Origin of the sequence: Streptomyces sp. NPDC049040 (assembly GCF_043197715.1) — a bacterium.
Taxonomy (GTDB): Bacteria; Actinomycetota; Actinomycetes; order Streptomycetales; family Streptomycetaceae; genus Actinacidiphila.
Genome location: NZ_JBICTO010000001.1, coordinates 669,405 through 689,932, shown reverse-complemented (window position 1 = coordinate 689,932; position 20,528 = coordinate 669,405). Strand labels below are relative to the sequence as shown.

The 20,528-nt window shown below is 70.4% G+C and carries 18 protein-coding genes and 1 tRNA gene; 10 read left to right on the top strand and 9 right to left on the bottom strand.

Features of this window, described 5'->3' with window-relative positions; genetic code table 11:
* Positions 1-33: 33 nt before the first annotated feature.
* A complete protein-coding gene (locus ACGFMP_RS03165; RefSeq protein WP_393669903.1) occupies positions 34-1,599 on the bottom strand; it encodes a DUF2252 domain-containing protein in 1,566 nt (521 codons plus the stop codon).
* A gap of 210 nt (positions 1,600-1,809) precedes the next feature.
* On the opposite strand from ACGFMP_RS03165, the gene ACGFMP_RS03160 reads away from it, so the two are divergent.
* Both ACGFMP_RS03160 and ACGFMP_RS03155 read left to right on the top strand, forming a co-directional pair.
* Entirely contained in the window at positions 1,810-4,650 is a 2,841-nt protein-coding gene (locus ACGFMP_RS03160; RefSeq protein WP_393669901.1) for a SpoIIE family protein phosphatase, read from the top strand.
* 86 nt (positions 4,651-4,736) lie between these two features.
* Positions 4,737-5,174: a MarR family winged helix-turn-helix transcriptional regulator gene (locus ACGFMP_RS03155; RefSeq protein ID WP_393669900.1), complete on the top strand. Its 438-nt coding sequence runs from the start codon at positions 4,737-4,739 to the stop codon at positions 5,172-5,174.
* Between the two features lie 133 nt (positions 5,175-5,307).
* Here ACGFMP_RS03155 and ACGFMP_RS03150 read toward each other — a convergent pair whose 3' ends face one another.
* Positions 5,308-5,883 (bottom strand): TerD family protein, encoded by a 576-nt coding sequence (locus ACGFMP_RS03150; RefSeq protein WP_393669899.1) that lies wholly within the window; start codon positions 5,881-5,883, stop codon positions 5,308-5,310.
* Between the two features lie 130 nt (positions 5,884-6,013).
* Positions 6,014-6,535 carry a PadR family transcriptional regulator gene (locus tag ACGFMP_RS03145; protein ID WP_393669898.1) on the bottom strand — a complete coding sequence of 174 codons (522 nt, stop codon included), beginning with the start codon at positions 6,533-6,535 and terminating at the stop codon, positions 6,014-6,016.
* 115 nt (positions 6,536-6,650) lie between these two features.
* Here ACGFMP_RS03145 and ACGFMP_RS03140 point away from each other — a divergent pair, with 115 nt between their 5' ends.
* A complete protein-coding gene (locus tag ACGFMP_RS03140) occupies positions 6,651-7,196 on the top strand; it encodes a hypothetical protein (protein ID WP_393669896.1) in 546 nt (181 codons plus the stop codon).
* 213 nt (positions 7,197-7,409) lie between these two features.
* Positions 7,410-8,291: an alpha/beta fold hydrolase gene (locus ACGFMP_RS03135; protein WP_393669895.1), complete on the top strand. Its 882-nt coding sequence runs from the start codon at positions 7,410-7,412 to the stop codon at positions 8,289-8,291.
* Positions 8,292-8,463: 172 nt separating this feature from the next.
* Here the strand turns inward: ACGFMP_RS03135 and ACGFMP_RS03130 are convergent, their stop codons facing one another.
* From ACGFMP_RS03130 to ACGFMP_RS03110, 5 genes are all read right to left on the bottom strand, one after another.
* Positions 8,464-8,811 (bottom strand): hypothetical protein, encoded by a 348-nt coding sequence (locus tag ACGFMP_RS03130; RefSeq protein ID WP_393669893.1) that lies wholly within the window; start codon positions 8,809-8,811, stop codon positions 8,464-8,466.
* Positions 8,812-8,932: 121 nt separating this feature from the next.
* A complete protein-coding gene (locus tag ACGFMP_RS03125; RefSeq protein ID WP_393669892.1) occupies positions 8,933-9,205 on the bottom strand; it encodes a hypothetical protein in 273 nt (90 codons plus the stop codon).
* 319 nt (positions 9,206-9,524) lie between these two features.
* Complete coding sequence (locus ACGFMP_RS03120) at positions 9,525-9,800, bottom strand: hypothetical protein (RefSeq protein ID WP_393669890.1); 276 nt, start codon at positions 9,798-9,800, stop codon at positions 9,525-9,527.
* Positions 9,801-10,098: 298 nt separating this feature from the next.
* Positions 10,099-10,470, bottom strand: a complete 372-nt coding sequence (locus tag ACGFMP_RS03115) for a hypothetical protein (RefSeq protein ID WP_393669889.1) — start codon at positions 10,468-10,470, stop codon at positions 10,099-10,101.
* 569 nt (positions 10,471-11,039) lie between these two features.
* A tRNA-Leu gene (locus ACGFMP_RS03110) sits at positions 11,040-11,123 on the bottom strand.
* Between the two features lie 410 nt (positions 11,124-11,533).
* On the opposite strand from ACGFMP_RS03110, the gene ACGFMP_RS03105 reads away from it, so the two are divergent.
* The 6 genes from ACGFMP_RS03105 to pknB all read left to right on the top strand — a co-directional run bounded on the left by ACGFMP_RS03105 (position 11,534) and on the right by pknB (position 19,691).
* Positions 11,534-12,451: an FhaA domain-containing protein gene (locus ACGFMP_RS03105; RefSeq protein ID WP_393669888.1), complete on the top strand. Its 918-nt coding sequence runs from the start codon at positions 11,534-11,536 to the stop codon at positions 12,449-12,451.
* A gap of 10 nt (positions 12,452-12,461) precedes the next feature.
* A complete protein-coding gene (locus ACGFMP_RS03100) occupies positions 12,462-12,986 on the top strand; it encodes an FHA domain-containing protein (RefSeq protein WP_393669886.1) in 525 nt (174 codons plus the stop codon).
* A 57-nt stretch (positions 12,987-13,043) separates the two neighbouring features.
* Positions 13,044-14,606: a Stp1/IreP family PP2C-type Ser/Thr phosphatase gene (locus tag ACGFMP_RS03095; RefSeq protein WP_393670313.1), complete on the top strand. Its 1,563-nt coding sequence runs from the start codon at positions 13,044-13,046 to the stop codon at positions 14,604-14,606.
* A gap of 22 nt (positions 14,607-14,628) precedes the next feature.
* Positions 14,629-16,026: an FtsW/RodA/SpoVE family cell cycle protein gene (locus ACGFMP_RS03090; RefSeq protein ID WP_393669885.1), complete on the top strand. Its 1,398-nt coding sequence runs from the start codon at positions 14,629-14,631 to the stop codon at positions 16,024-16,026.
* Positions 16,023-17,480 carry a peptidoglycan D,D-transpeptidase FtsI family protein gene (locus tag ACGFMP_RS03085; RefSeq protein ID WP_393669883.1) on the top strand — a complete coding sequence of 486 codons (1,458 nt, stop codon included), beginning with the start codon at positions 16,023-16,025 and terminating at the stop codon, positions 17,478-17,480. Before ACGFMP_RS03090 ends, ACGFMP_RS03085 begins: the two co-directional genes overlap by 4 nt.
* Before the next feature lie 228 nt (positions 17,481-17,708).
* Positions 17,709-19,691, top strand: coding sequence for a Stk1 family PASTA domain-containing Ser/Thr kinase (gene pknB / locus ACGFMP_RS03080; RefSeq protein WP_393669882.1), 1,983 nt, complete (start codon positions 17,709-17,711; stop codon positions 19,689-19,691).
* 63 nt (positions 19,692-19,754) lie between these two features.
* Here the strand turns inward: pknB and ACGFMP_RS03075 are convergent, their stop codons facing one another.
* Entirely contained in the window at positions 19,755-20,486 is a 732-nt protein-coding gene (locus ACGFMP_RS03075) for a class E sortase (protein ID WP_393670312.1), read from the bottom strand.
* Positions 20,487-20,528 lie beyond the last annotated feature (42 nt).

Below are 20,528 nucleotides of genomic sequence, written 5' to 3'. Positions count from 1 at the left end.
AGCGCCCATCCCGGCCGAACGGACGGCCGCCGGTCAGGCCGGTACCGGCGACCCCGGCGCCGGCGTGGCCGGGGCCCCGGGCGCCCCGGGGACCGTGGCAACCGGCGTCGGGGCGGGCACCGGCGCCGGTCGGCCCTCGAAGTCCGCGGGCAGCCGCCCGGCCCGTATCGCCGCCAGCAGGTCGGCGTGGTCGGCCTCGGTCCTGTCGGCGTAGGCCGCTGCGAAGGCGGCCACGGCCTCGTCCAGCTCCTCGTTCTTGCCGCAGTAGGCCGCCACCAGCCGCGGGTCCGCGCTGTGCGCGTGGGCCCGGGCCAGCAGTGCGCCCGTCATCCGGCCGTAGTCGTCGAGCAGCCCGGACGGCAGGGTCGCCGGGTCCACGCTCCCCTTGCGGTTCCTGAACTGCCGCACCTGGTAGGGCAATCCGTCCACCTCGGTCCAGCCGAGCAGGATGTCGCTGACCACCTGCATCCGCTTCTGGCCCAGCACCACCCGGCGCCCCTCGTGCTCCACCGGCTCCGCGGCGAAACCGGCCTTGGCGACGTAGGGCAGCAGCGCCGACGCGCGGGCCTCCTTCACCTGGAGCACCAGCGGCTCGCCCAGGTGGTCGAGCAGCAGCACCACATACGACCTGGTGCCCACGCTGCCGGTGCCGACCACCCGGAAGGCGACGTCATGCACGGCGTAGCGCGCCAGCAGCGGCAGCCGGTCGTCGCCGACGGTGCGGAGGTAGCCGTCGAGCGCGCCCGCCACCGCGGCGGCCTCCGCGTCCGGGATCCGCCGCAGCACCGGCGGCGCGTCGGTGAAGCGCCGTGCCCCGCCCTCGATCGACTCGGTGGAGCGCGCGGCGAACTTCGCGCTGGTGTTGCGCCTGGCCTTCGCCGACACCTGGTCCAGCGTCCCGGCCAGGTCGCGGGCGTCCGCGTGCGCGACCAGCTGCTCGTCGGCGATGGCGTTCCAGGCCTCGTGCACCGGAAGCTTCGCCAGCAGCCGCGTGGTCCGCCGGTAGGCGCCCACCGCGTCGTACGCCGCCGCCCGGCAGACGTCCTCGGCCGCGCCCGCCTCCCGCCCGGCCAGCACCAGCGAGGCGGCGAACCGCAGCAGGTCCCACTCCCAGGGGCCGCGTACGGTCTCGTCGAAGTCGTTGATGTCCATGACCAGGCCGCCGCGCGCGTCGCCGTAGAGGCCGAAGTTCGCGGCGTGCGCGTCACCGCATATCTGGGCCGGGATGCCGGTCACCGGGCGGTCGGCCAGGTCGGCGGCCATCAGGCCGGCAGAACCGCGCAGGAAGGCGAAGGGGCCCGCCGCCATCCGCCCGACCCGCAGCGGCACGAGATCGGGTATCCGGCCCGCGTTGGACTCCTCCACGGCCGTGACCGCGGCTGCCGCCCCCGGCGCGGCGCCGTCCCGGCCCCTGTCCTGCCAGGTCCATACCTCCGGGCGGCCGAACAGCGCCCGTGGCACCCGTTCGCGCAGTGCCTTCCCCGTCTGCTTGGCCGACCGCTCGTGCGGCCAGCGGGCGAATCCCGCCACCTGCGGCACTCGTGCGTGCACCGGTGTCTCCCCTGTCCCCATCGCCCGCGTCAGCGGACATCCCGTCATGTACCCCACTGCGGGGGTTAATCCGGCTATTCGGTCGCCCCCGCGGACTTATTCGTGCTTGCCTTGAAGCCAGGACCCTACTCAGCGGCGAACCGCAGGTGCACGACGTTGGACGACATCACCCGGCATCCCGCAGCCACCGACGCAGATGATCACACGGAGCTTCCCGCCACGGAAGAACGGCGCGATGAGCAGGCACACGGCGTGCTCATGCCGGTGCCGGAGGTCGAGCCGCCGCACCGCGCCCGGTTAGCCGGCAGCAGCCGTCCCGACGCCCCCGGGCGGCGCCTGCCGACCGCCCCGTTCGGCAGCCCGCCCGCCGGCGGCGGCACCGTCGACGCCGCCGGCATGACCGTGCTGCTGCGCCTCGCGGTGCTGTGCGTGGATCCCGACGGCCGGATCTCGTACTGGAACCGCGGCGCGGAGGAGCTGTTCGGCCACCGCTGGGAGCACGTCTTCGGCCACCGCGCCTCTGGTCTGCTCACCCCGACCCGTGCCGCCGCGGGCGCGATGCCCACCGCCTCGGGCACCGCGCACCAGGACACCCTCGACGTCCTCGACGAACTCACCACCTCCGCCTGGGCCGGACCCCTTGCGGCCACCGACCGGGACGGCACGGTCAAGGACGTGCTGTGGTGGACGTACCGGATCGCCGAGCCCGGCGGCCGCAGCCTGCTCGCGATCGCCGCGCACGCCCGCCCGCTGCGCACCGGGAGCCTGCGGATCGCGGTGGGCGGCCGGCTGCTGCCCTACATCGCGGAAGGACCCCAGCGCCAGGACATCGCGATCGCCGCTGTGCTGTGCCCCGCCCCCGATCCGGCGCAGGGCCATGCGCTGACCGCGAGGCTCGGCACCGTACTCCCCGGGGTCAGCCCGGGAAGGCTGGACCGCATCGTGCGGCAGATCGCCCCGCTCGGCCACCCGGCGCTCGAGGTCGAGGGCAGCGTCCGGCTCCCCGTCACCCCGCAGGACTACGCCCAGGTCGCCGCCGCGGCCCGCGCCGACCGCTCCGCACGCAGGGAACTGCTGCCCGGCCCCCGCCCGGGCCCCGCCGCAGACCACCGCCCGCAAGCCGCCGCCCGCCCCGGTCCCGACTCCGGTACGGGCCCCGCTGCCGGCCCTGTCTCCCACCCAGAGAATATCACTCCCCGCAATGAATTGACTACCCACAGTGGCGATCGTTCAAGCGCATCGTCCTTGACCGCCGTCCCGGCCCCGGGACCCGCAGGCACCTTCACGCCCCACACCCCGCCCCACCCCGCCGCCACAGCGTTCCGGGACCGGGCCGAGCCCGGTCCTGAGCCCGGTCCTGGTCCCGCCTCGGACCCCGATCCGGGGCTCGGTCACCCCGCGCCCTCCGCCGCCCGGGGCTCCCGCAGCCCGCTGCCGGGCAGCGCGCTGGACGAGCAGCTGTCGCTGCTGCGCGAGACCGGCTCTGTGGTCGGCTCGACCCTCGACCTGCACACGACCGCGCGCGAGCTGTGCGCGGTCACCGTGCCGCGGTTCGCGGACCTGGCCACCGTGCTCGTCGTGGACCAGCTGTTCTCCGACACCGAGCCGCCCAAGGACGACCGGACGGCCGACACGGTCCTGGTGCGCCGGATCGCGATCGCCTACCGGTCCGGCCCGGCCGACGGCTGGGAGTCCGCGCTGCCCGAGGGCGAACTGCTGACGCTGCCCGCGCACGACATGACACCGCGGCTCGGCGACCCGGTCCTGGTGCCGGTCGTCGACCCCGCGCTGGCCCCTGACATCGCCGCGGACCTGGGGGTGCCCGCGCTCGGCCGGCTGCTGGCCGGTCAGTCGCTGATACTCGCGCCGCTCACCGCGCGCGGCACCGTACTCGGCCGGGTCTGCTTCGTGCGCGGCCCGGGCCGCCGCCCCTTCGACGCCCGAGATGCCGCCACCGCGGCCGAGGTCGCCGCCCGCGGCGCGGTCCATCTGGACAACGCGCGGCTGCACCGGCTGGAGTCCCGCGCCGCGGCCACCCTGCAGCGCTCGATGATGCCGACCCGGCCGCCGCGCATCCCGGGGGTGCGTATCGCGCACCACTACATGCCGGGGGACCGGCAGGCGCAGGTCGGCGGCGACTGGTTCGACGCCATCCAACTGCCGGGCGGCAGGGTCGCGCTGATCGTCGGCGACGTGATGGGCCACGGGCTCCAGGCCGCGGCCGTGATGAGCCAGTTCCGCACCTCGGTGATCACCATGGCCGCGCTCGACCTGCCGCCCGCCCAACTGCTGCGGCATCTCGACAACCTGGCCCAGCGGCTCGGCACCGACCACCTCGCCACCTGCGTCTACGCCGTCTACGACCCCATCCACCGCACCCTGACGCTCGCCAACGCCGGCCACATCCCGCCCGTCCTGGCCGGGCACGACGGGCGGGGGGAGCTGCTGCAGATTCCCGGTGGCGCACCGATCGGCGTCGGCGGGGTGCCGTTCGAGACAGTGGAGATCCCGGCGCCGGACGGAAGCTGGCTGGTGCTGTGCACGGACGGCCTGGTGGAGGTACGAGGCCAGGGCATAGACGCCGGACTCGCTGCCCTGTGCGCCCATGTGATCGAGCCCCAGCAGACCCCCGAGGACGTGTGCGCGCAGATCCTGGGCCGGGTGCACTCCGAGGACCGGCGTGACGACGTGGCGCTGCTCGTCGCGCGCTTCGACGGCATCGCGCCGCAGGACGTGGTGCAGTGGCGGCTGCGCGTGGACGACTGCGAGGTGGCACGAGCCCGCGACCTGACCCGGCGCCAGCTCGGCGCCTGGGGCCTCGGCCGGCTGAGCGACACCGCGGAGCTGCTGGTCAGCGAGCTGGTCACCAATGCGATCAGGGCCGCGTCCTACGAGGTGGGGCTTCGACTGATGCGGGTCGGCAAGTTGCTGGTGGAGGTCAGCGACGACAACCACAACCTGCCCCAGTTGCAGCGCGCGGATGCCGACGACGTCCGCGGGCGCGGGCTCGCGCTGGTGTCGCACATGTCGCGGCGATGGGGGACGAGCCGCCAGGCGGTCGGCAAGGTGGTGTGGTTCGAACTTCCACTGCCCGGCTGATATCGTTGCACTCTACAACACAGCGTTTTTCCGCAGGTGGCCTGCCCACCAGGGCGGCCGAAGAACCGGTGTGAGGAGCCGCAGCCATGAGCGCACGGGAGCCGTCCTCGCTTGACGTCGTCCAGCGGGAGCTGACCGCGTTCGCCCGGCGCGCGCGGGCCACCGCCGCCCGCATGCACCCCGAACTGTCGCTCGTGGCCTACACGATCCTGTCACACCTGGAAGAGCGGCAGGGCTGCCGGGCGACGGATCTGGCCGCGCACTACCTGCTGGACAAGTCCACCGTCAGCAGGCAGGTGGCTGCGCTGGAGAAGCACGGCTTCATCGAGCGCAGGGTGGACGAAGCGGACCACCGGGTGCAGGTGCTGCATCTCGCGCCGCGCGGGATCGAGGTCCTGGCCACCGCACGCGCAAGCCGCCAAGAGGCCGTCCAGGTGCGACTGGCCGCCTGGGACCCGGAGGACCTGGAACGCTTCGCCGGCTACCTGGTCCGCTACAACGCGGACGCGGCCACCCACCCCTGAGCCCGGCCTCGGAAGCCGCCGAGCCCCCGCGGGACGCCGCCGGACGGTACAAGCCACCCGTGCGAGCCCAGCCCTGATCCCCGCCCGCCGCCGAGGCGACGACGAGCGGGGACCCACGGACGCGGGCCTGACGTCAGAGGTTGACGCCGAAGTCCTGCGCGATGCCGCGCAGCCCCGAGGCGTACCCCTGGCCGACGGCGCGGAATTTCCACTCCGCCCCGTTGCGGTACAGCTCGCCGAAGACCATCGCGGTCTCCGTCGAGGCGTCCTCGGTCAGGTCGTAGCGGGCGATCTCGGCGTTGCCCGCCTGGTTGACCACCCGGATGAACGCGTTGCGCACCTGGCCGAAGCTCTGCTGGCGGTTCTCACCGTCGTAGATGGAGACCGGGAAGACGATCTTGTCCACCTCGACGGGCACCCCGGCGAGGTTGACCTTGATGGCCTCGTCGTCGCCCTCGCCCTCACCGGTGAGGTTGTCACCGGTGTGCTCGACCGAGCCGTCGGGGCTCTTGAGGTTGTTGAAGAAAACGAAGTGCTTGTCCGAGACGACCTTGCCCGTGGCGTCGAGCAGCAGCGCACTCGCGTCCAGGTCGAAGTCCGTGCCGGTCGTGGTGCGGACGTCCCAGCCCAGGCCGACGGTGACCGCCGTCAATCCGGGGGCCTCCTTCGTCAGTGAGACATTGCCGCCCTTGGAGAGGCTGACACCCATGGTGGATCTCCCTGCTCAATCCGGCGCGGGCCGCGCCACTTGACGATTCCTTTGCCCAATGACTCCAACGGACACCAGCCTGCCCCTGTTCCCGTACGGCTGCCACCCTTCACATCGGCCACCACAGGCGTCAGGTGAGTTCGGAGACCTGATCCCGCGCCCACTTCGCCCATTCCTCCTGCATGGCGGTCAGCCGCAGGCCGTATTCCAGGGCCAGCCGCCCGTAGACCGACAAGGCGTCGTCCCCCCAGTCCACCTGGGCGTCCAGCCGCTCGAGCTCGGCGTGCTCGTCGGCGGCGCGGGCCGCTTCGACACTGAGATAGGTCACCGACTCCACAGGGGTGAGGACGCCGAGGAAGAAGACCCTCAGCAGGGTCTCGCTGCGCCGGGTGCGCTCCGGCTCGGTGTCGATCAGCCAGCTGCGCAGCTCGTCGAGACCGCGCTTGGTGATCGCGTACTCCTTGCGGCCGCGCGGGCCCTCGGCTGACACCTCCAGCAGACCGGCCCCGGCCAGCTTCCCCAGCTCCCCGTAGACCTGGCTCTGGGTGGCTGGCCAGACATTGGCGAGTGAACTGTCGAACAGCTTCATCAGGTCGTAGCCGCTGGCCGTGCGATCGGCGAGCAGCCCGAGAACCGCGTGGCGAAGACTCATGCATACCATCGTACCTTCCACTCTTGACAGGTCAATCCTTGACCTTCCACTCTCGACATGTCAGAGTTGGAATACATCGACGGCCGGGGAATCCCGGGCCTACGGAGGGACTCCCATGAACTACCTGCGCGGCTTCATCCCCTGGATCGCCTTCGCCGCGGTGTCGTCGGTCGGCTGGCAGTGGGGCGCGCTGGCCGGCCTGCTGCTCGGCCTGCGACTGGTGGTGCAGGACCGCAGGGCGGGCGTCGCCGCCGACTCGCTGATACTCGAGCACAGCACGGTCGTCTGGTTCGCCGCGCTGACTGCCTTCGCCTTCGCCGACACCGGCAGCCCCGTGCGGCACTACACGGGCGCGCTGTCCATGGGCTGGCTCGCCGTGACCGCATGGGCGGGCCTGGCCGTCGCCCGCCCCTTCACCCTGGGGATAGCCCGCCGCCGGACCCCGGCGGAGCTGTGGGACAACCCCGCCTTCCTGCGGATCAACGTCGTCCTCACCCGGGTGTGGGCCGCCGCCTTCACCGTCACAGCCGCCCTGCTGGCCGGCGCGAGCGCCGCCCACCTCGGCGACGCCGTGTCGATCGCGCTGCAGGTGGCGGGCTTCGCGATCCCCGCCCTGTTCACCGCCCGCTACCCCGACCGCGTGCGCGCCCGCCTGGCCTGACCCGCCGCCCATGCCCCTCATCGCGGAGAAGAGGGCTCCGACACGCCACCAAGAGCAGACTTGGACACCATATCCGCCTAAAGGGAGGATTATGGCACTCTACCCAGCCCTCTCGCGCACGCGGAGACACTTATGCGCTCTGACATCAACACAGCACAGGACACAAGGGTGTTGGCGTCCTGTCCCGACCAGAGGTCACCGGCCGAAGCGCGAGTGGAAGAGCGGAGATTCACCTTCGAGGGCTTCGCGTACCACTGCCGCATCGTGCACCAGGACAGTCCGCGGACCGAGCCGCTGGTCCTGCTGGGCGGCTCCTCCCAGAACCGCTACGCGTGGCTGCGGCACCAGAAGTGGCTGGCCGAGCACTCCACGGTGGTCACCGTGGACCTGCCGGGCTACGGTGACGCGGACTTCCTCCCCGCGGTCCACGGCCTGGATTTCCTCGCCGCCAACGTGCGCCACATGCTCGGGGAGCTGGCCATGGAGCGGGTCAATCTGGTGGGCAGCTGCTTCGGCGGGGCCATCGCCCTGCGCTTCGCCCAGCACCACCCCGCGTACGTGGCCAAGTTGGGCCTGGTCGGGATGACCAAGGTCATCCCCGACGACTACGCCACCGCGGTCCCGCGCTGGGCGCGCATGCTCGAGCAGGGCGACCGTGCGCAGATCGCCTCCGAGCTCGTCCAGCGGTTCATGTCGCCGCCCGGCACCGGCCTGGTCTACAAGCACCAGGCGGTCTCACGGCTGCTCTACGGACAGTTCATGGCGCAGTCCGAGGACGACATCCTGAAGTCGGTGGAGCACAACACCCGCCTGATGAGCCACGATTGGTATCGGGACGAGCCGGTACCCGCCGTGCCCTCCCTGGTCTGCACCGGTGAGCACGACACGCTCTGCACGCCCGCCATGGGCCGCGAGGTGGCCGTCTCGCTCCCGGCCGCGGCGTTCACCACCATCAAGTACGCCGACCACCTCGCGCCGGTCGAACGGACCGAGGAGTTCTGCGACTTGGTCAACAGGTTCTGCGACCACCAGCCGCTCACCGACCTGCCGTACACCAATCCGATCGAATGGGTGGGCACGACCGTCCGGCCGTGACTCCCCCCGTGACCGGCCACGGGCGAGGCGGCGCCGACCCGGAGTGATGTGCCGGCGCCGCACACCGGATCCCGTGCCCGGCCCTCCGGGTCCACCCGACCGGATCCGGGCGCCCCCGCGCGTCCGCCCGGATCACCTATGTGGTCCGGGCTGAACAGTCTGGCCACTCGGCTCAGCGCGAGATTTCAGGCGCCACGAAGCCTTCGGGCGCCGGCGCGGTGTTGGAGCAGCCCACCGAGGCGCCGATCTGCGTGGTGCCCGGCTGCCCGACCGCGCTCTGCGGCGTGTCCGTCTCCTCGCGCGAGGAGGTGGTGCATTCCTGGCTCTGCTGCACGTGGTAGCGGCCGTCCTTGGTGACGTACGTCTGCTCGCTCGTGGAGACGCAGGTGGTGTTCCCCTGGGCGTCGCGGGTGCAGTTGCCGGAGGGGCCCGCCGCGGAGGCGTGGCCGATGCCCACGCCCACTGCGGACAGGCCGCCCAGGAGCAGTGAGACGGTTGCGATCTTCTTCTTGGTGAACATGTGCCGCTCTTTCGCGGTCAGGGCCGGGCTGGGACCCGACGGATTCAATGAGGACGGGCCCCGGCGCCAGGCTGTCGCATGGATGCCGGGACCCATCTCAGAACTGCTCGGACGGACTCGCTCAGAAGGCGCTGTTGCTACAACCCATGGACGAGCCGAGGCTGGTGGCCTGGGCGCCCGGGTTGCCCTCACCGTTGAGCGCGTTGCCCAGCGCACCGTTGAGGACACCGACCTCGCCGAGGACGTCGAGGTTCAGGTCGTGCGAGACGCACTTGGCGCTCTGGGACACGACGAAGTCGCGGCCACCGTCGCTGGCGGAAGCGGTGCCCATGCCGATGAAGCCGATGCTGCCGAGCATGGCGGCCACGGCGGCGGCCTGGTAGAACTTGCGCATTTTCTTTTCCTTCGCTGATGGAGTGAGGGTGTGCGACAGCCCCGGCGCGTGACCCTTGCGGGTCATCCGGGGACTGAAGTTCGTACAGGTGCAGATGGCGCGCGAGGGCGCGTGCGTCCGGCTCTTCGCAGGACCCGGATCGGGTGGCCTGCGGGGGTGACCCCGTCCGCCACCACTCCGATCGGCTGCCGCGTGTCCGGCGGTCTCGCCCACGCACTCGGGCGGTGCCGCCGGGAGGGCCGGACGCATGAAAGACGGCAGGCCGCGGTGAAGCAGCCCGCCGCCTATGCGTCCCCGAAGGTCAGCCGACTGTCAGCGCTCAGAAGGCGCTGTTGTTGCAGCCCATGGTCGAGCCGAGGCTGGTGGCCTGGGCGCCCGGGTTGCCCTCGCCGTTGAGCGCGTTGCCCAGCAGGCCGTTGAGGATGCCGACCTCGCCCAGAACGTCGACGTTCAGGTCGTGCGACTTGCACTGCGTGCTCTGCGACACCTGGAAGGAGTCGCCACCGTGCTCTCCGGCGAAGGCGGTGCCCGCGCCGATGAAGCCGATGCTGCCGAGCATGGCAGCCACGAGGGCGACCTTCTGGATCTTGCGCATTTCTTCCTCCGATTGATGAATCACACACATCTGCGACAGAGCGTCCCAGGCGGGGCTAAATGTACTCAAGGCAGACCATGCGGCGCTCTGCGGCGCGCGGGCTCTTCACCCGGTAGGAAGGGACCATTCGACCGACGGGGGGCCGCCAACTCCAGGCGCCACAAGGGAAGTTGCCAGTTCAGGGCCAATTTCGGCCCACCACCTGAAATGACCCGATCAGCCCAACACGAGAGCATTAAGCCCCCCAGGAGATCACTCTCCTGGGGGGCGTGAGGTGACTCGGCCTGCCGGTCTCCGCCTAGTTGTTGAAGGCGTGGTTGACCTGGGTGCAGGTGTCGCCCTTGGTCTCGGACTGACCCAGGATGGAGATCGGGAGGTTGGCCTCCAGCACGGTCTGCGGGCTGCACTCCTGGTACGGGCGGAAGAGGTTGTTCTGCTCCTGCGGAGCCGCCTGCGGGGCGCCCTGCAGCACCGACCCGATGGGGGGAGCCTGCGGAAGGGTGACCGTCGGCGACACGTCAGGCGAGATCTGCGTCCCCTGCGGGGTCTGCGACTGCCCCTGCGGGGGAGCGGGGGCCGCCTGCGTGTCCGCGAAACTGACGCCCGCGCTGATGGCAGAAAGAGCGCCGACTGCCAAGGTGACGACGGCCAGTTGCTGGAGCTTGCGCATATTGTCTTCGGTCCTTCAGTGGACGTACGGAGGTCTGTTACCTACCGTGAGTGTATGAATGCTAACAGTAGTAACCCCAGGGCCTCGGCACGAGCGGGTTCCGCGTATCGGCCCACCCCCAGGGGGACATGACCTCTCGGGCGGCGCATCGAATGCCAGTCGGCGAACCGATCACACGCGCTGTGCGGTGAATTCGTACGCGGCGCACGCACGGTGAATCCGAGGGCAGGACCCTCCCGTTGGGCCGCCACCCGACCGTCGGCCGACCCCGCCCGGCAGTTGACGATCCACGCACCGGCCAGCGCGGCGACGGGAGCCGGCAGGCCGCCCTGGGCCGCGTCGAGTTGACCGGCGAATTCAGGTAATTCGGGCCGTTCGGTGTCGAGATGAGCCCGCCCGCGACCGAACGGCACCGGCAACCGGCAACCGAGAATCACGGGACGGGTGGACCGGCGAACCGGTGGACCACGACCACGACCACGCCCCGTGGCAAAGGCGTCACGCAACGCAAAACGGACCTCCGTCAGCGACTTTCGTCACTTCCGGAGGCCCGTTTCGGTACCTCTTTGTGCGCGAGGGGGGAGTTGAACCCCCACGCCCTTTCGGGCACTGGAACCTGAATCCAGCGCGTCTGCCTATTCCGCCACCCGCGCATGGGTGCTGTCGTCCGATTCTCCCACATCCGGCGGACCGTTCGATCCGGGGAGGTGGGGGTGCCTTCCGACATGCAGAAGATTAGCACGGGGCGCGGGGTGGAATCACATCTGTTTGGCCTGGGCGCGACCCGGGCGGGACACCGGCGCGGGCGGTGCGGGGGCGGCGGGGAAACTCGATACGGGGAGTCGGCGCGGGTGTGCCTTGGGGTGCGCGACACTGGGAACACTGGGCACAGGGCCGCATCTACCATCGCAGTGGACAAGGGGAGGCGTGCGCGGCCGGTGTGAGGGTTGACACTGGCCTGTCCAGGGCGATCGGGGAACCGGAGGTTTTTCCCGAGCGTGGATACGATCAGTAAGCAGTATCGGATTCGACTCGGAGGAAGTCCCGAGGAGGGAGGTGCCCCGTGGGAGTACTGAAGCGCTTTGAGCAGCGGCTGGAAGGCATGGTGAACGGCACCTTCGCCAAGGTGTTCAAGAGCGAGGTGCAACCCGTCGAGATCGCGGGCGCGCTGCAGCGCGAGTGCGACAACAACGCCACGATCTGGAACCGGGACCGCACGGTGGTGCCGAACGACTTCATCGTGGAGCTGAGCACCCCGGACTTCGAGCGGCTGAGCCCGTACGCGGTGCAGCTGGGCGATGAGCTGGCCGGGATGGTCCGCGACTACGCCAAGCAGCAGCGCTACACCTTCATGGGCACCATCAAGGTGCACCTGGAGCGTGCGGCCGACCTCGACACCGGCCTGTACCGGGTGCGCAGCCGCACTCTCGCCTCCAGCGAGTCCCAGCAGCCCCAGTTCCCGCAAGGACAGCAGCAGGGACCGCAGCACGGGCAGCCCTCGCAGCGCCCCCCGCAGCCCCCGTACGGGCAGCAGGCGCAGGCGCCGCAGGGCTACCAGCAGGCACCGCGCGCCCCCTTCCCTCCCGCCGGATCGCAGCAGCGCCCCTCGGCCCCGCCGCCGATGCCCGGCACGCCGCCGCCCGCGGGCGGGCGGCCGCCGGCGCCGGTGACCCGGCTGCCCGGCACAGGTGCGGGGCCCGGCACCCGTGCGTGGATCGAGATCAACGGCACCCGGCACCAGATCACCAGGGGCTCCCTGGTCCTCGGCCGCTCCACCGAGGCGGATGTCCGGGTGGACGACCCGGGCGTATCACGCAAACACTGCGAGATCCGGGTCGGCACACCCCCCCTGGTGCAGGACCTCGGATCGACAAACGGCATTGTGGTGGACGGGCAGCACACCCAGCGCGCTACGCTCCGCGACGGCTCCCGCATTGTCGTGGGGAGCACGACCATCGTCTATCGGCAAGCCGAAGGGTGAAGCGGGGCAAATGTCAGAGCTGACCCTGACGGTCATGCGGTTGGGTTTCCTCGCCGTTCTGTGGCTGTTCGTGATCGTCGCGGTGCAGGTCATCCGCAGCGACCTCTTCGGGACCCGGGTGACCCAGCGCGCCGCGCGCCGTGGTGACACCGGGACCCGCCCCCCGCAGCAGCGCCAGCAGGCCGCTGCGCAGGACAGGCGTGCCCAGCAGCCCGCGCAGAACAACCGCCAGCGGCGCGGGGCCCCCACCAAACTGGTGGTCTCCGAGGGGTCGTTGGCGGGGACCACGGTGGCGCTCCAGGGCCAGACCATCACGCTGGGCCGGGCGCACGACTCGACGATTGTCCTCGATGACGACTACGCGTCCAGCAGGCATGCCAGGATCTACCCGGACCGCGACGGCCAGTGGATCGTCGAGGACCTGGGATCCACGAACGGCACCTATCTCGACCGGAACAGGCTGACCACGCCGACCCCGGTCCCGCTGGGTGCGCCGATCCGCATCGGCAAGACCGTCATCGAGCTGCGGAAGTAGTCGCACAATGGGCGAGCGGAGCCACGACGCGCAAGCGAGAGGGTGGGCAGCGTGCGGATGTACCCGGAGCCGACGGGGGAGGTGCGCATGTCTCTGAGCCTGCGTTTCGCCGCCGGTTCGCACAAGGGCATGATCCGCGAGGGGAACGAGGACTCCGGCTACGCCGGTCCGCGTCTGCTCGCGATCGCCGACGGCATGGGCGGCCAGGCCGCCGGCGAGGTGGCCTCGTCCGAGGTGATCTCGACCATTGTCACGCTTGACGACGACATTCCCGGTTCCGACATCCTGACGTCGCTGGGTACCGCCGTTCAGCGCGCCAACGACCAGCTCCTCCAGATGGTCCAGGAGGATCCGCAGCTCGAGGGCATGGGCACCACCCTGACCGCCTTGCTGTGGACCGGTCAGCGCCTTGGCCTTGTGCATGTCGGCGACTCCCGCGCGTATCTGCTGCGCGACGGCGTCCTCACCCAGATCACCCAGGACCACACCTGGGTGCAGCGGCTGGTGGACGAGGGCCGGATCACCGAGGAGGAGGCCACCACCCACCCGCAGCGCTCCCTGCTGATGCGCGCGCTGGGCAGTGGCGAGCGGGTCGAGCCCGACCTGTCCATCCGCGAGGTCCGGGTCGGCGACCGCTACCTGATCTGCTCCGACGGCCTGTCCGGTGTTGTCAGCCACCAGACCCTGGAAGACACGCTGGCCGGCTACCAGGCGCCGCACGAGACGGTGCAGGAGCTGATCCAGCTCGCGCTGCGCGGCGGCGGCCCAGACAACATCACCTGCATCGTCGCCGACGTGCTCGACACCGACGACGGCGACACGCTCGCCGCCCAGCTCAACGACACCCCCGTGGTGGTCGGCGCGGTCGCCGACACCCAGCTGCCGCTGAGCGACGCGCGCCATCTGCAGACCCCGGCCGGCCGCGCGGCCGAGCTGGGCCGCACCCCGCCGCCGCAGCAGGCCGGTCCTGCCGGCTCCTTCGGGCCGCCCGGCAGCGGGGAGCCGGTCCCTGGCGCCGCGGGCGCACCGCTGGGCAGCTTCGGCAGCCATGACGACGCCGACCTCGACAAGCCGGGCAAGAACCGCAGGTGGGTCAAGCGGACGCTGGTCTGCGTCGCCGTCCTCGCGGTGGTCAGCGGCGGCCTGTACGGGGCGTACTACTGGACGCAGACGCAGTACTACGTCGGCGCCAAGGACAACCACGTCGCCGTCTACCAGGGCATCGACCAGAAGCTGGCCTGGATCAGCCTGTCGAAGGTGCACAAGGACCGCTCCGACATCGAACTCAAGTACCTGCCGTCGTACCAGCGCGACCAGGTGCAGAACACCATCGCGCTCAGCAGCCTCGGCCAGGCCAACGACAAGGCCGACGAGCTGGCCCGGCAGGCGTCGGTGTGCAAGAAGGTCATCGACGCCAAGACGGCAGCCGACGCGGCCGCCGCCGCGGCGAAGAAGGCCAAGGAGCAGCTGCCCGCCACCGGCGGTGCGGCCAGCACCCCGGTCGGCAGCACCCCGAAGAAGACCGCTCCGACCAGCACCACCCCGACCACCGCCCCGACGCCGGCACTGACGCCGGACGAGCAGAAGCTGGCCCCGAACTGCACCTCGGGCCAGCCGTAACACCAGGAGGGGTCGGCTCGTCATGAGCGCCAGCAACACCACCACCATCACGTCGATCGGCGCTCCCAACCGCCGGAACACCGAGCTCGCGCTGCTCGTCTTCGCCGTCGCCATCCCGGTCTTCGCGTACGCGAACGTCGGCCTGGCCAAGAACGGCTCGGTTCCGGCAGGGCTGCTCGAATACGGTGCGGGGCTCGGCCTGCTGGCGACGGCTGCCCACCTGCTGGTGCGCAAGTTCGCCCCCTACGCCGACCCGCTGATGCTGCCGATCGCCACCCTGCTCAACGGGCTCGGCCTGGTGCTGCTCTGGCGGCTCGACCAGGAGCCGGCCATCACCACGGCGCAGCTGGGCGGCGCGATGGCCCCCAAGCAGCTGATGTGGTCGGCCCTGGGCGTGATGCTGTTCGCCGGTGTGCTGGTCTTCCTCAAGGACCACCGCATCCTCCAGCGCTACACGTACATCTCGATGATCGTCGCGCTCGGCCTGCTGATCGCCCCGATCTTCTTCCCGGGTGTCAACGGCGCGAAGATCTGGGTGACGCTGCCGGGTATCGGCTCGATCCAGCCGGCCGAGTTCGCCAAGATCGTCATCACGGTCTTCTTCTCCGGCTACCTGATGGTCAAGCGGGACGCCCTGGCCCTGGCGAGCCGCCGCTTCATGGGCCTGTACCTGCCGCGCGGCCGCGACCTCGGCCCGATCCTGGTGATCTGGGGCGTCAGCCTGCTGATCCTGGTCTTCGAGACCGACCTCGGCACCTCGCTGCTGTTCTTCGGCCTCTTCGTGATCATGCTCTACGTGGCCACGGAGCGGACCAGCTGGATCGTCTTCGGCCTGCTGCTCAGCGCGGGCGGCGCGGTCTTCGTGTCGACCTTCGAGGCGCACGTCAAGGACCGGGTCCACAACTGGCTGCACCCGCTGGCGCTGCAGAACGACGCGGTCACCGAGACCGCCCAGGTGCGCTACGCCTTCGGCTCAGGCGGCCTGTTCGGCTCCGGCCTCGGCCAGGGCTACTCCCGGCTCATCGGCGGCATCGGCGCGAAGAGCGACTACATCCTCGCCACCGTCGGCGAGGAGCTGGGCCTCGCGGGCCTGATGGCCGTCCTGCTGCTGTACGGGCTGCTGATCGAGCGGGGTATACGCACCGCTCTCGCCGCCCGCGACCCCTTCGGCAAGCTGCTGGCCATCGGCCTTTCCGGCGCCTTCGCGCTCCAGGTCTTCGTGGTGGCCGGCGGTGTGACGGGCCTCATCCCGCTGACCGGTATGACCATGCCGTTCCTGGCCCAGGGTGGTTCCTCGGTGATCGCCAACTGGGCCCTGGTCGCGATCCTGATGCGGATCAGCGACACCGCGCGGCGGCCGGCGCCAAGCCCCGCTCCCTCTCCCGACGCCGAAGCGACCCAGGTGGTGCGTACTCAGTGAACAAGCCGCTACGACGGGTCGCGGTCTTCTGCGGTCTCCTCGTCCTCGCCCTGCTGGTGCGCGTCAACTACGTGCAGTTCGTCCAGGCCGACCAGCTCAACAAGGACCCGCACAACCGCAGGGTCGCCATCAACCAGTACGCGCAGCCGCGCGGCAACATCATCGTCGACGGCAAGGCCGTCACCGGTCACACCGAGACCGACGGCAGCGACTTCAAGTACAAGCGCACCTACACCGACGGCCCGATGTGGGCACCGGTGACCGGCTACGCCTCGCAGGTCTACGGCACCACGATGCTCGAGGGCGTCGACGACAGCTTCCTCACCGGCGACGACGACCGGCTGTTCTTCAACCGCACGATCGACCTGCTCACCGGCAAGCAGCGGCAGGGCGGCAACGTGGTGACCACGCTGAACGCCAAGGCGCAGAAGGCGGCCTTCAACGGGCTCGGCGACAAGAAGGGCGCGGTCGTCGCGCTCGACCCGCGCACCGGCGCGGTCCTCGCCATGGCGAGCACCCCCTCGTACGACCCGTCCGGCATCGCCGGCAGCAACGACGAGAAGAACTGGGTCGCGCTGGACAAGAAGAACGACCCCGACGACCCGTCGCTGAACCGGGCGCTGCGCGCGACCTACCCGCCGGGCTCGACCTTCAAGCTGGTCACGGCCGCGGCAGCGCTGGAGTCCGGCCAGGTGACCGACATCGACGACAAGACCACGTCGCCCGACCCGTACCCGCTGCCGGGCACCACCTCGGCGAAGCTGGTCAACGAGGGCAACATCAAGTGCAAGGACGCCACCCTGCGCGACGCGCTGCGGCAGTCCTGCAACACCGTCTTCGGCAAGCTCGGCGCGACCATCGGGCTCAAGGGCATGGTGGACGAGGCCGAGAAGTTCGGCTTCAACCAGAAGCAGTTCATCCCGGTCCGCGCCGACGCGAGCAACTTCGACACCAAGATGAGCCCCGACCAGGTCGCCCAGTCCTCGATCGGCCAGTTCGACACCGCGGCCACCCCGCTGCAGATGGCCATGGTCGCCTCGGCCATCGCCAACAACGGGGTGCTGATGAAGCCCTACGAGGTCGAGAAGCTGGTGGCGCCCAACCTGAGCACCATCTCGCAGACCGATCCCTCCGAGCTCAGCAAGCCGCTGTCGCCTGAGAACGCGCAGAAGCTCCAGTCGATGATGGAGACCGTGGTCACGGAGGGCACCGGCAAGAACGCCAGGATCCCCGGGGTCAAGGTCGGCGGCAAGACCGGCACCGCCCAGCACGGCATCAACAACGACAAGGCCCCCTACGCCTGGTTCGTCTCCTACGCCATGACCGACCAGGGATCGCCGGTCGCGGTGGCCGTCGTCGTCGAGGACGGCGCGGCCAACCGGGACGACATCAGCGGCGGCGGGCTGGCCGCGCCGATCGCCAAGAGCGTCATGGAAGCGGTCCTGAACAAGTGACCGGTGACGTGCGGGCGCGGCCGGCGCGCGGCTGCCCTACGAGACGAACCTCACGCGCGCCGCGGCCCCCGTCCACATACCGGTCGGGTATCGGCGGGCGGCTGGGGCACGGATGGGCCGACCCGGCCCGGTACCGTAGCTCGGAGCAGGCGCAGGGCATGGGTTAACGGAATTCGGGTCGTGAACGTCAAGAACGTCAAGATACGGGTTTGAGGAGAGGGCAGAGCTATGGAAGAGCCGCGTCGCCTCGGCGGCCGGTACGAGCTGGGCTCGGTGCTCGGCCGCGGCGGCATGGCCGAGGTGTATCTCGCGCATGACACCCGCCTCGGCCGTACCGTCGCTGTGAAGACGCTGCGGGTGGATCTTGCCCGCGATCCGTCCTTCCAGGCCCGCTTCCGCCGGGAGGCCCAGTCGGCCGCCTCGCTCAACCACCCCTCGATCGTCGCTGTCTACGACACCGGCGAGGACTACGTCGACGGCATCTCGATCCCGTACATCGTGATGGAGTACGTCGACGGATCCACCCTGCGTGAGCTGCTTCACTCCGGGCGCAAGCTGCTGCCCGAGCGGGCGATGGAGATGACCGTCGGCATCCTCCAGGCGCTGGAGTACAGCCACCGGGCGGGCATCGTCCACCGCGACATCAAGCCAGCCAACGTGATGCTGACCCGCACGGGCCAGGTCAAGGTCATGGACTTCGGCATCGCCCGCGCGATGGGCGACTCCGGCATGACGATGACGCAGACCGCGGCCGTCATCGGCACCGCCCAGTACCTGTCGCCCGAGCAGGCCAAGGGCGAGCAGGTCGACGCCCGCTCCGACCTGTACTCCACCGGCTGCCTGCTCTACGAGCTGCTGACCGTACGCCCGCCCTTCGTGGGCGACTCCCCGGTCGCGGTGGCCTACCAGCACGTACGCGAGGATCCGCAGCCGCCGTCGGTCTTCGACCCCGAGGTCACCCCTGCGATGGACGCGATCGTCCTGAAGGCGCTGACCAAGGACCCCGACTACCGCTACCAGTCGGCAGACGAGATGCGCGCCGACATCGAGGCGGCCCTCGACGGCCAGCCGGTCGCCGCGGCCGTCGCGATGGGCGCGGTCGGCTACGGCTACCCGCACGGCTACGGGGACAGCTCTCCCACCACTGCCCTGCCCCCGCAGGCCGACCCGCGCACCTCGATGCTGCCGCCGTCCCGCGAGGACGACGGCGGCTACGGCTACGACGACCGTCCCGACCGCCGCCGGCAGAAGAAGGGCGGCAACACGTCCACCGTGCTGCTGGTCGTCGCCGGCATCCTGGTGCTGATCGGTGCGATCTTCCTGGGCAAGTCGATCTTCGGCGGGGGCAACGCGACATCCGACGACAAGGTGCCCAACTTCCTCAGCAAGTCGTACGACGAGGCGCAGACGACGGCGAAGAACATCGACCTCACCCTGGTCAAGGGCGCGCCGCAGTTCTGCGAGGGCGTCGACAAGGACCTGATCTGCAAGCAGACCCCTGAGCCCGACACCGCTCTCCCGTCCGACAAGACGGTCACCGTCTTCCTGTCGAAGGGCGCCGCACCGATCCCGGTGCCGGATGTGAAGAACGACACCTACGACGCGGCACAGCAGGAGCTGACCAGCGCCGGGTTCACCGTGAAGCGGGTGGACCAGGTCTCCACCACCAAGGACGCGGACACCGTCCTGAGCCAGAGCCCGGCGGCCGGCACCAAGCAGCCCAAGAACACCGTGATCACCCTCAAGGTCGCCGTCGAGCCCGAGCAGATCGAGGTCACGGACGTCAAGGGCTACACCAAGCAGGCGGCCCTCGACCGGCTCTCCCAGGACGGCTTCACCAACGTCCACACCACGGAGCAGCCCTCGCCCGACGGCAGCGCCCCGACCGGCACGGTCATGAGCCAGACCCCGCCCGGTGGCAGCAAGGCGACCAAGGACGAGTCGATCAACCTGGTCATCTCCACCGGCCAGCCGCAGACGCAGAACCCGCCGCAGGGCCAGACGATGCCCAACGTGCAATTCCACCGGCTCGGCGAGGTGCAGGACCAGCTGAACGCGATGAACCTGGGCCTGAGCGTCGTCGTGGTCAACGGCGGCCCCGAGGACCGCAACGCCTGGGTCACCGGCAGCACCCCGAATCCGGGGACCCCGCTGACGCAGGGCCAGCAGATTCAGTTGCAGACCGCGGGCGCGCAGGGAGGCGGCCACTAGGGCCGCCGGGCAGGCCCCGGCCCTGGGGCCGGGGCACACCAGCAGGGGACGCCGCCGTCCGGACTAGCGAAGTTCGGGCGGCGGCGTCCTTTGCGCGTCGACCTTCTGGGTGCGGACCAGCTCGCCCCACACGACGTAGCGGTAGCGCGAGGTGTAGACCGGGGTGCAGGTCGTCAGGGTGATGTAGCGGCCGGGCTTGGTGCGGCCGGACTCCTTGGGGACCTGGTCGGTGACCGCGACGTTGTACTTCGAGGTCTGGTCGAGGACCTTGTAGACCTTGTAGATGTACCAGGTGTCCTTGGACTCGAAGACCACCGCGTCACCGTCGTGGATCTTGTTGATGTTGTGGAACTTCGCGCCGTGGCCGTCCCGGTGGGCGGCGAGGGTGAAGTTCCCGACCGAGTCCCACGGCATGGCCGCGGGGGTGGGGTCGGTGTAGTAGCCGGCGACGCCCTCGTTGAGCACCTTGGTCGAGGTGCCCTTCTCGACCAGCACCTCGTAGTTCTTGCCCATGGCCGGCACGTGCAGGAAGCCGATGCCGTCCTTGGTGTCCAGGCCGCGTGCGGGCGCATCGGTCGGGCCTGCCGCCCACTGCTGGCGCACCTTGCTGCTGGCCTTGGCCTCGTGGCGGTCGGCCAGCACGTTGGTCCACCACAGCGAGTAGACGACGAAGAGGGCCAGGACCAGGCCGGCGGTGATCAGCAGCTCGCCGACCACGCTGACGACGCCCGCGACCCGTCCGCGCCGTGCGGGCCCGCCGCCGGCCGCGCGGTCCCGCTCCCCGTCCGGTGGCACGTTCTGCCCGCCGTCGTGCGGCACGTCAGGACGTGGTTCTGG

Coding starts and splice junctions, on each gene's coding strand:
- ACGFMP_RS03165 (WP_393669903.1), bottom strand. CDS start 1,599: ATGACGGGATGTCCGCTGACGCGGGCGATGGGGACAGGGGAGACACCG.
- ACGFMP_RS03160 (WP_393669901.1), top strand. CDS start 1,810: ATGCCGGTGCCGGAGGTCGAGCCGCCGCACCGCGCCCGGTTAGCCGGC.
- ACGFMP_RS03155 (WP_393669900.1), top strand. CDS start 4,737: ATGAGCGCACGGGAGCCGTCCTCGCTTGACGTCGTCCAGCGGGAGCTG.
- ACGFMP_RS03150 (WP_393669899.1), bottom strand. CDS start 5,883: ATGGGTGTCAGCCTCTCCAAGGGCGGCAATGTCTCACTGACGAAGGAG.
- ACGFMP_RS03145 (WP_393669898.1), bottom strand. CDS start 6,535: ATGAGTCTTCGCCACGCGGTTCTCGGGCTGCTCGCCGATCGCACGGCC.
- ACGFMP_RS03140 (WP_393669896.1), top strand. CDS start 6,651: ATGAACTACCTGCGCGGCTTCATCCCCTGGATCGCCTTCGCCGCGGTG.
- ACGFMP_RS03130 (WP_393669893.1), bottom strand. CDS start 8,811: ATGTTCACCAAGAAGAAGATCGCAACCGTCTCACTGCTCCTGGGCGGC.
- ACGFMP_RS03125 (WP_393669892.1), bottom strand. CDS start 9,205: ATGCGCAAGTTCTACCAGGCCGCCGCCGTGGCCGCCATGCTCGGCAGC.
- ACGFMP_RS03120 (WP_393669890.1), bottom strand. CDS start 9,800: ATGCGCAAGATCCAGAAGGTCGCCCTCGTGGCTGCCATGCTCGGCAGC.
- ACGFMP_RS03115 (WP_393669889.1), bottom strand. CDS start 10,470: ATGCGCAAGCTCCAGCAACTGGCCGTCGTCACCTTGGCAGTCGGCGCT.
- ACGFMP_RS03100 (WP_393669886.1), top strand. CDS start 12,462: ATGTCAGAGCTGACCCTGACGGTCATGCGGTTGGGTTTCCTCGCCGTT.
- ACGFMP_RS03095 (WP_393670313.1), top strand. CDS start 13,044: ATGTACCCGGAGCCGACGGGGGAGGTGCGCATGTCTCTGAGCCTGCGT.
- ACGFMP_RS03090 (WP_393669885.1), top strand. CDS start 14,629: ATGAGCGCCAGCAACACCACCACCATCACGTCGATCGGCGCTCCCAAC.
- pknB (WP_393669882.1), top strand. CDS start 17,709: ATGGAAGAGCCGCGTCGCCTCGGCGGCCGGTACGAGCTGGGCTCGGTG.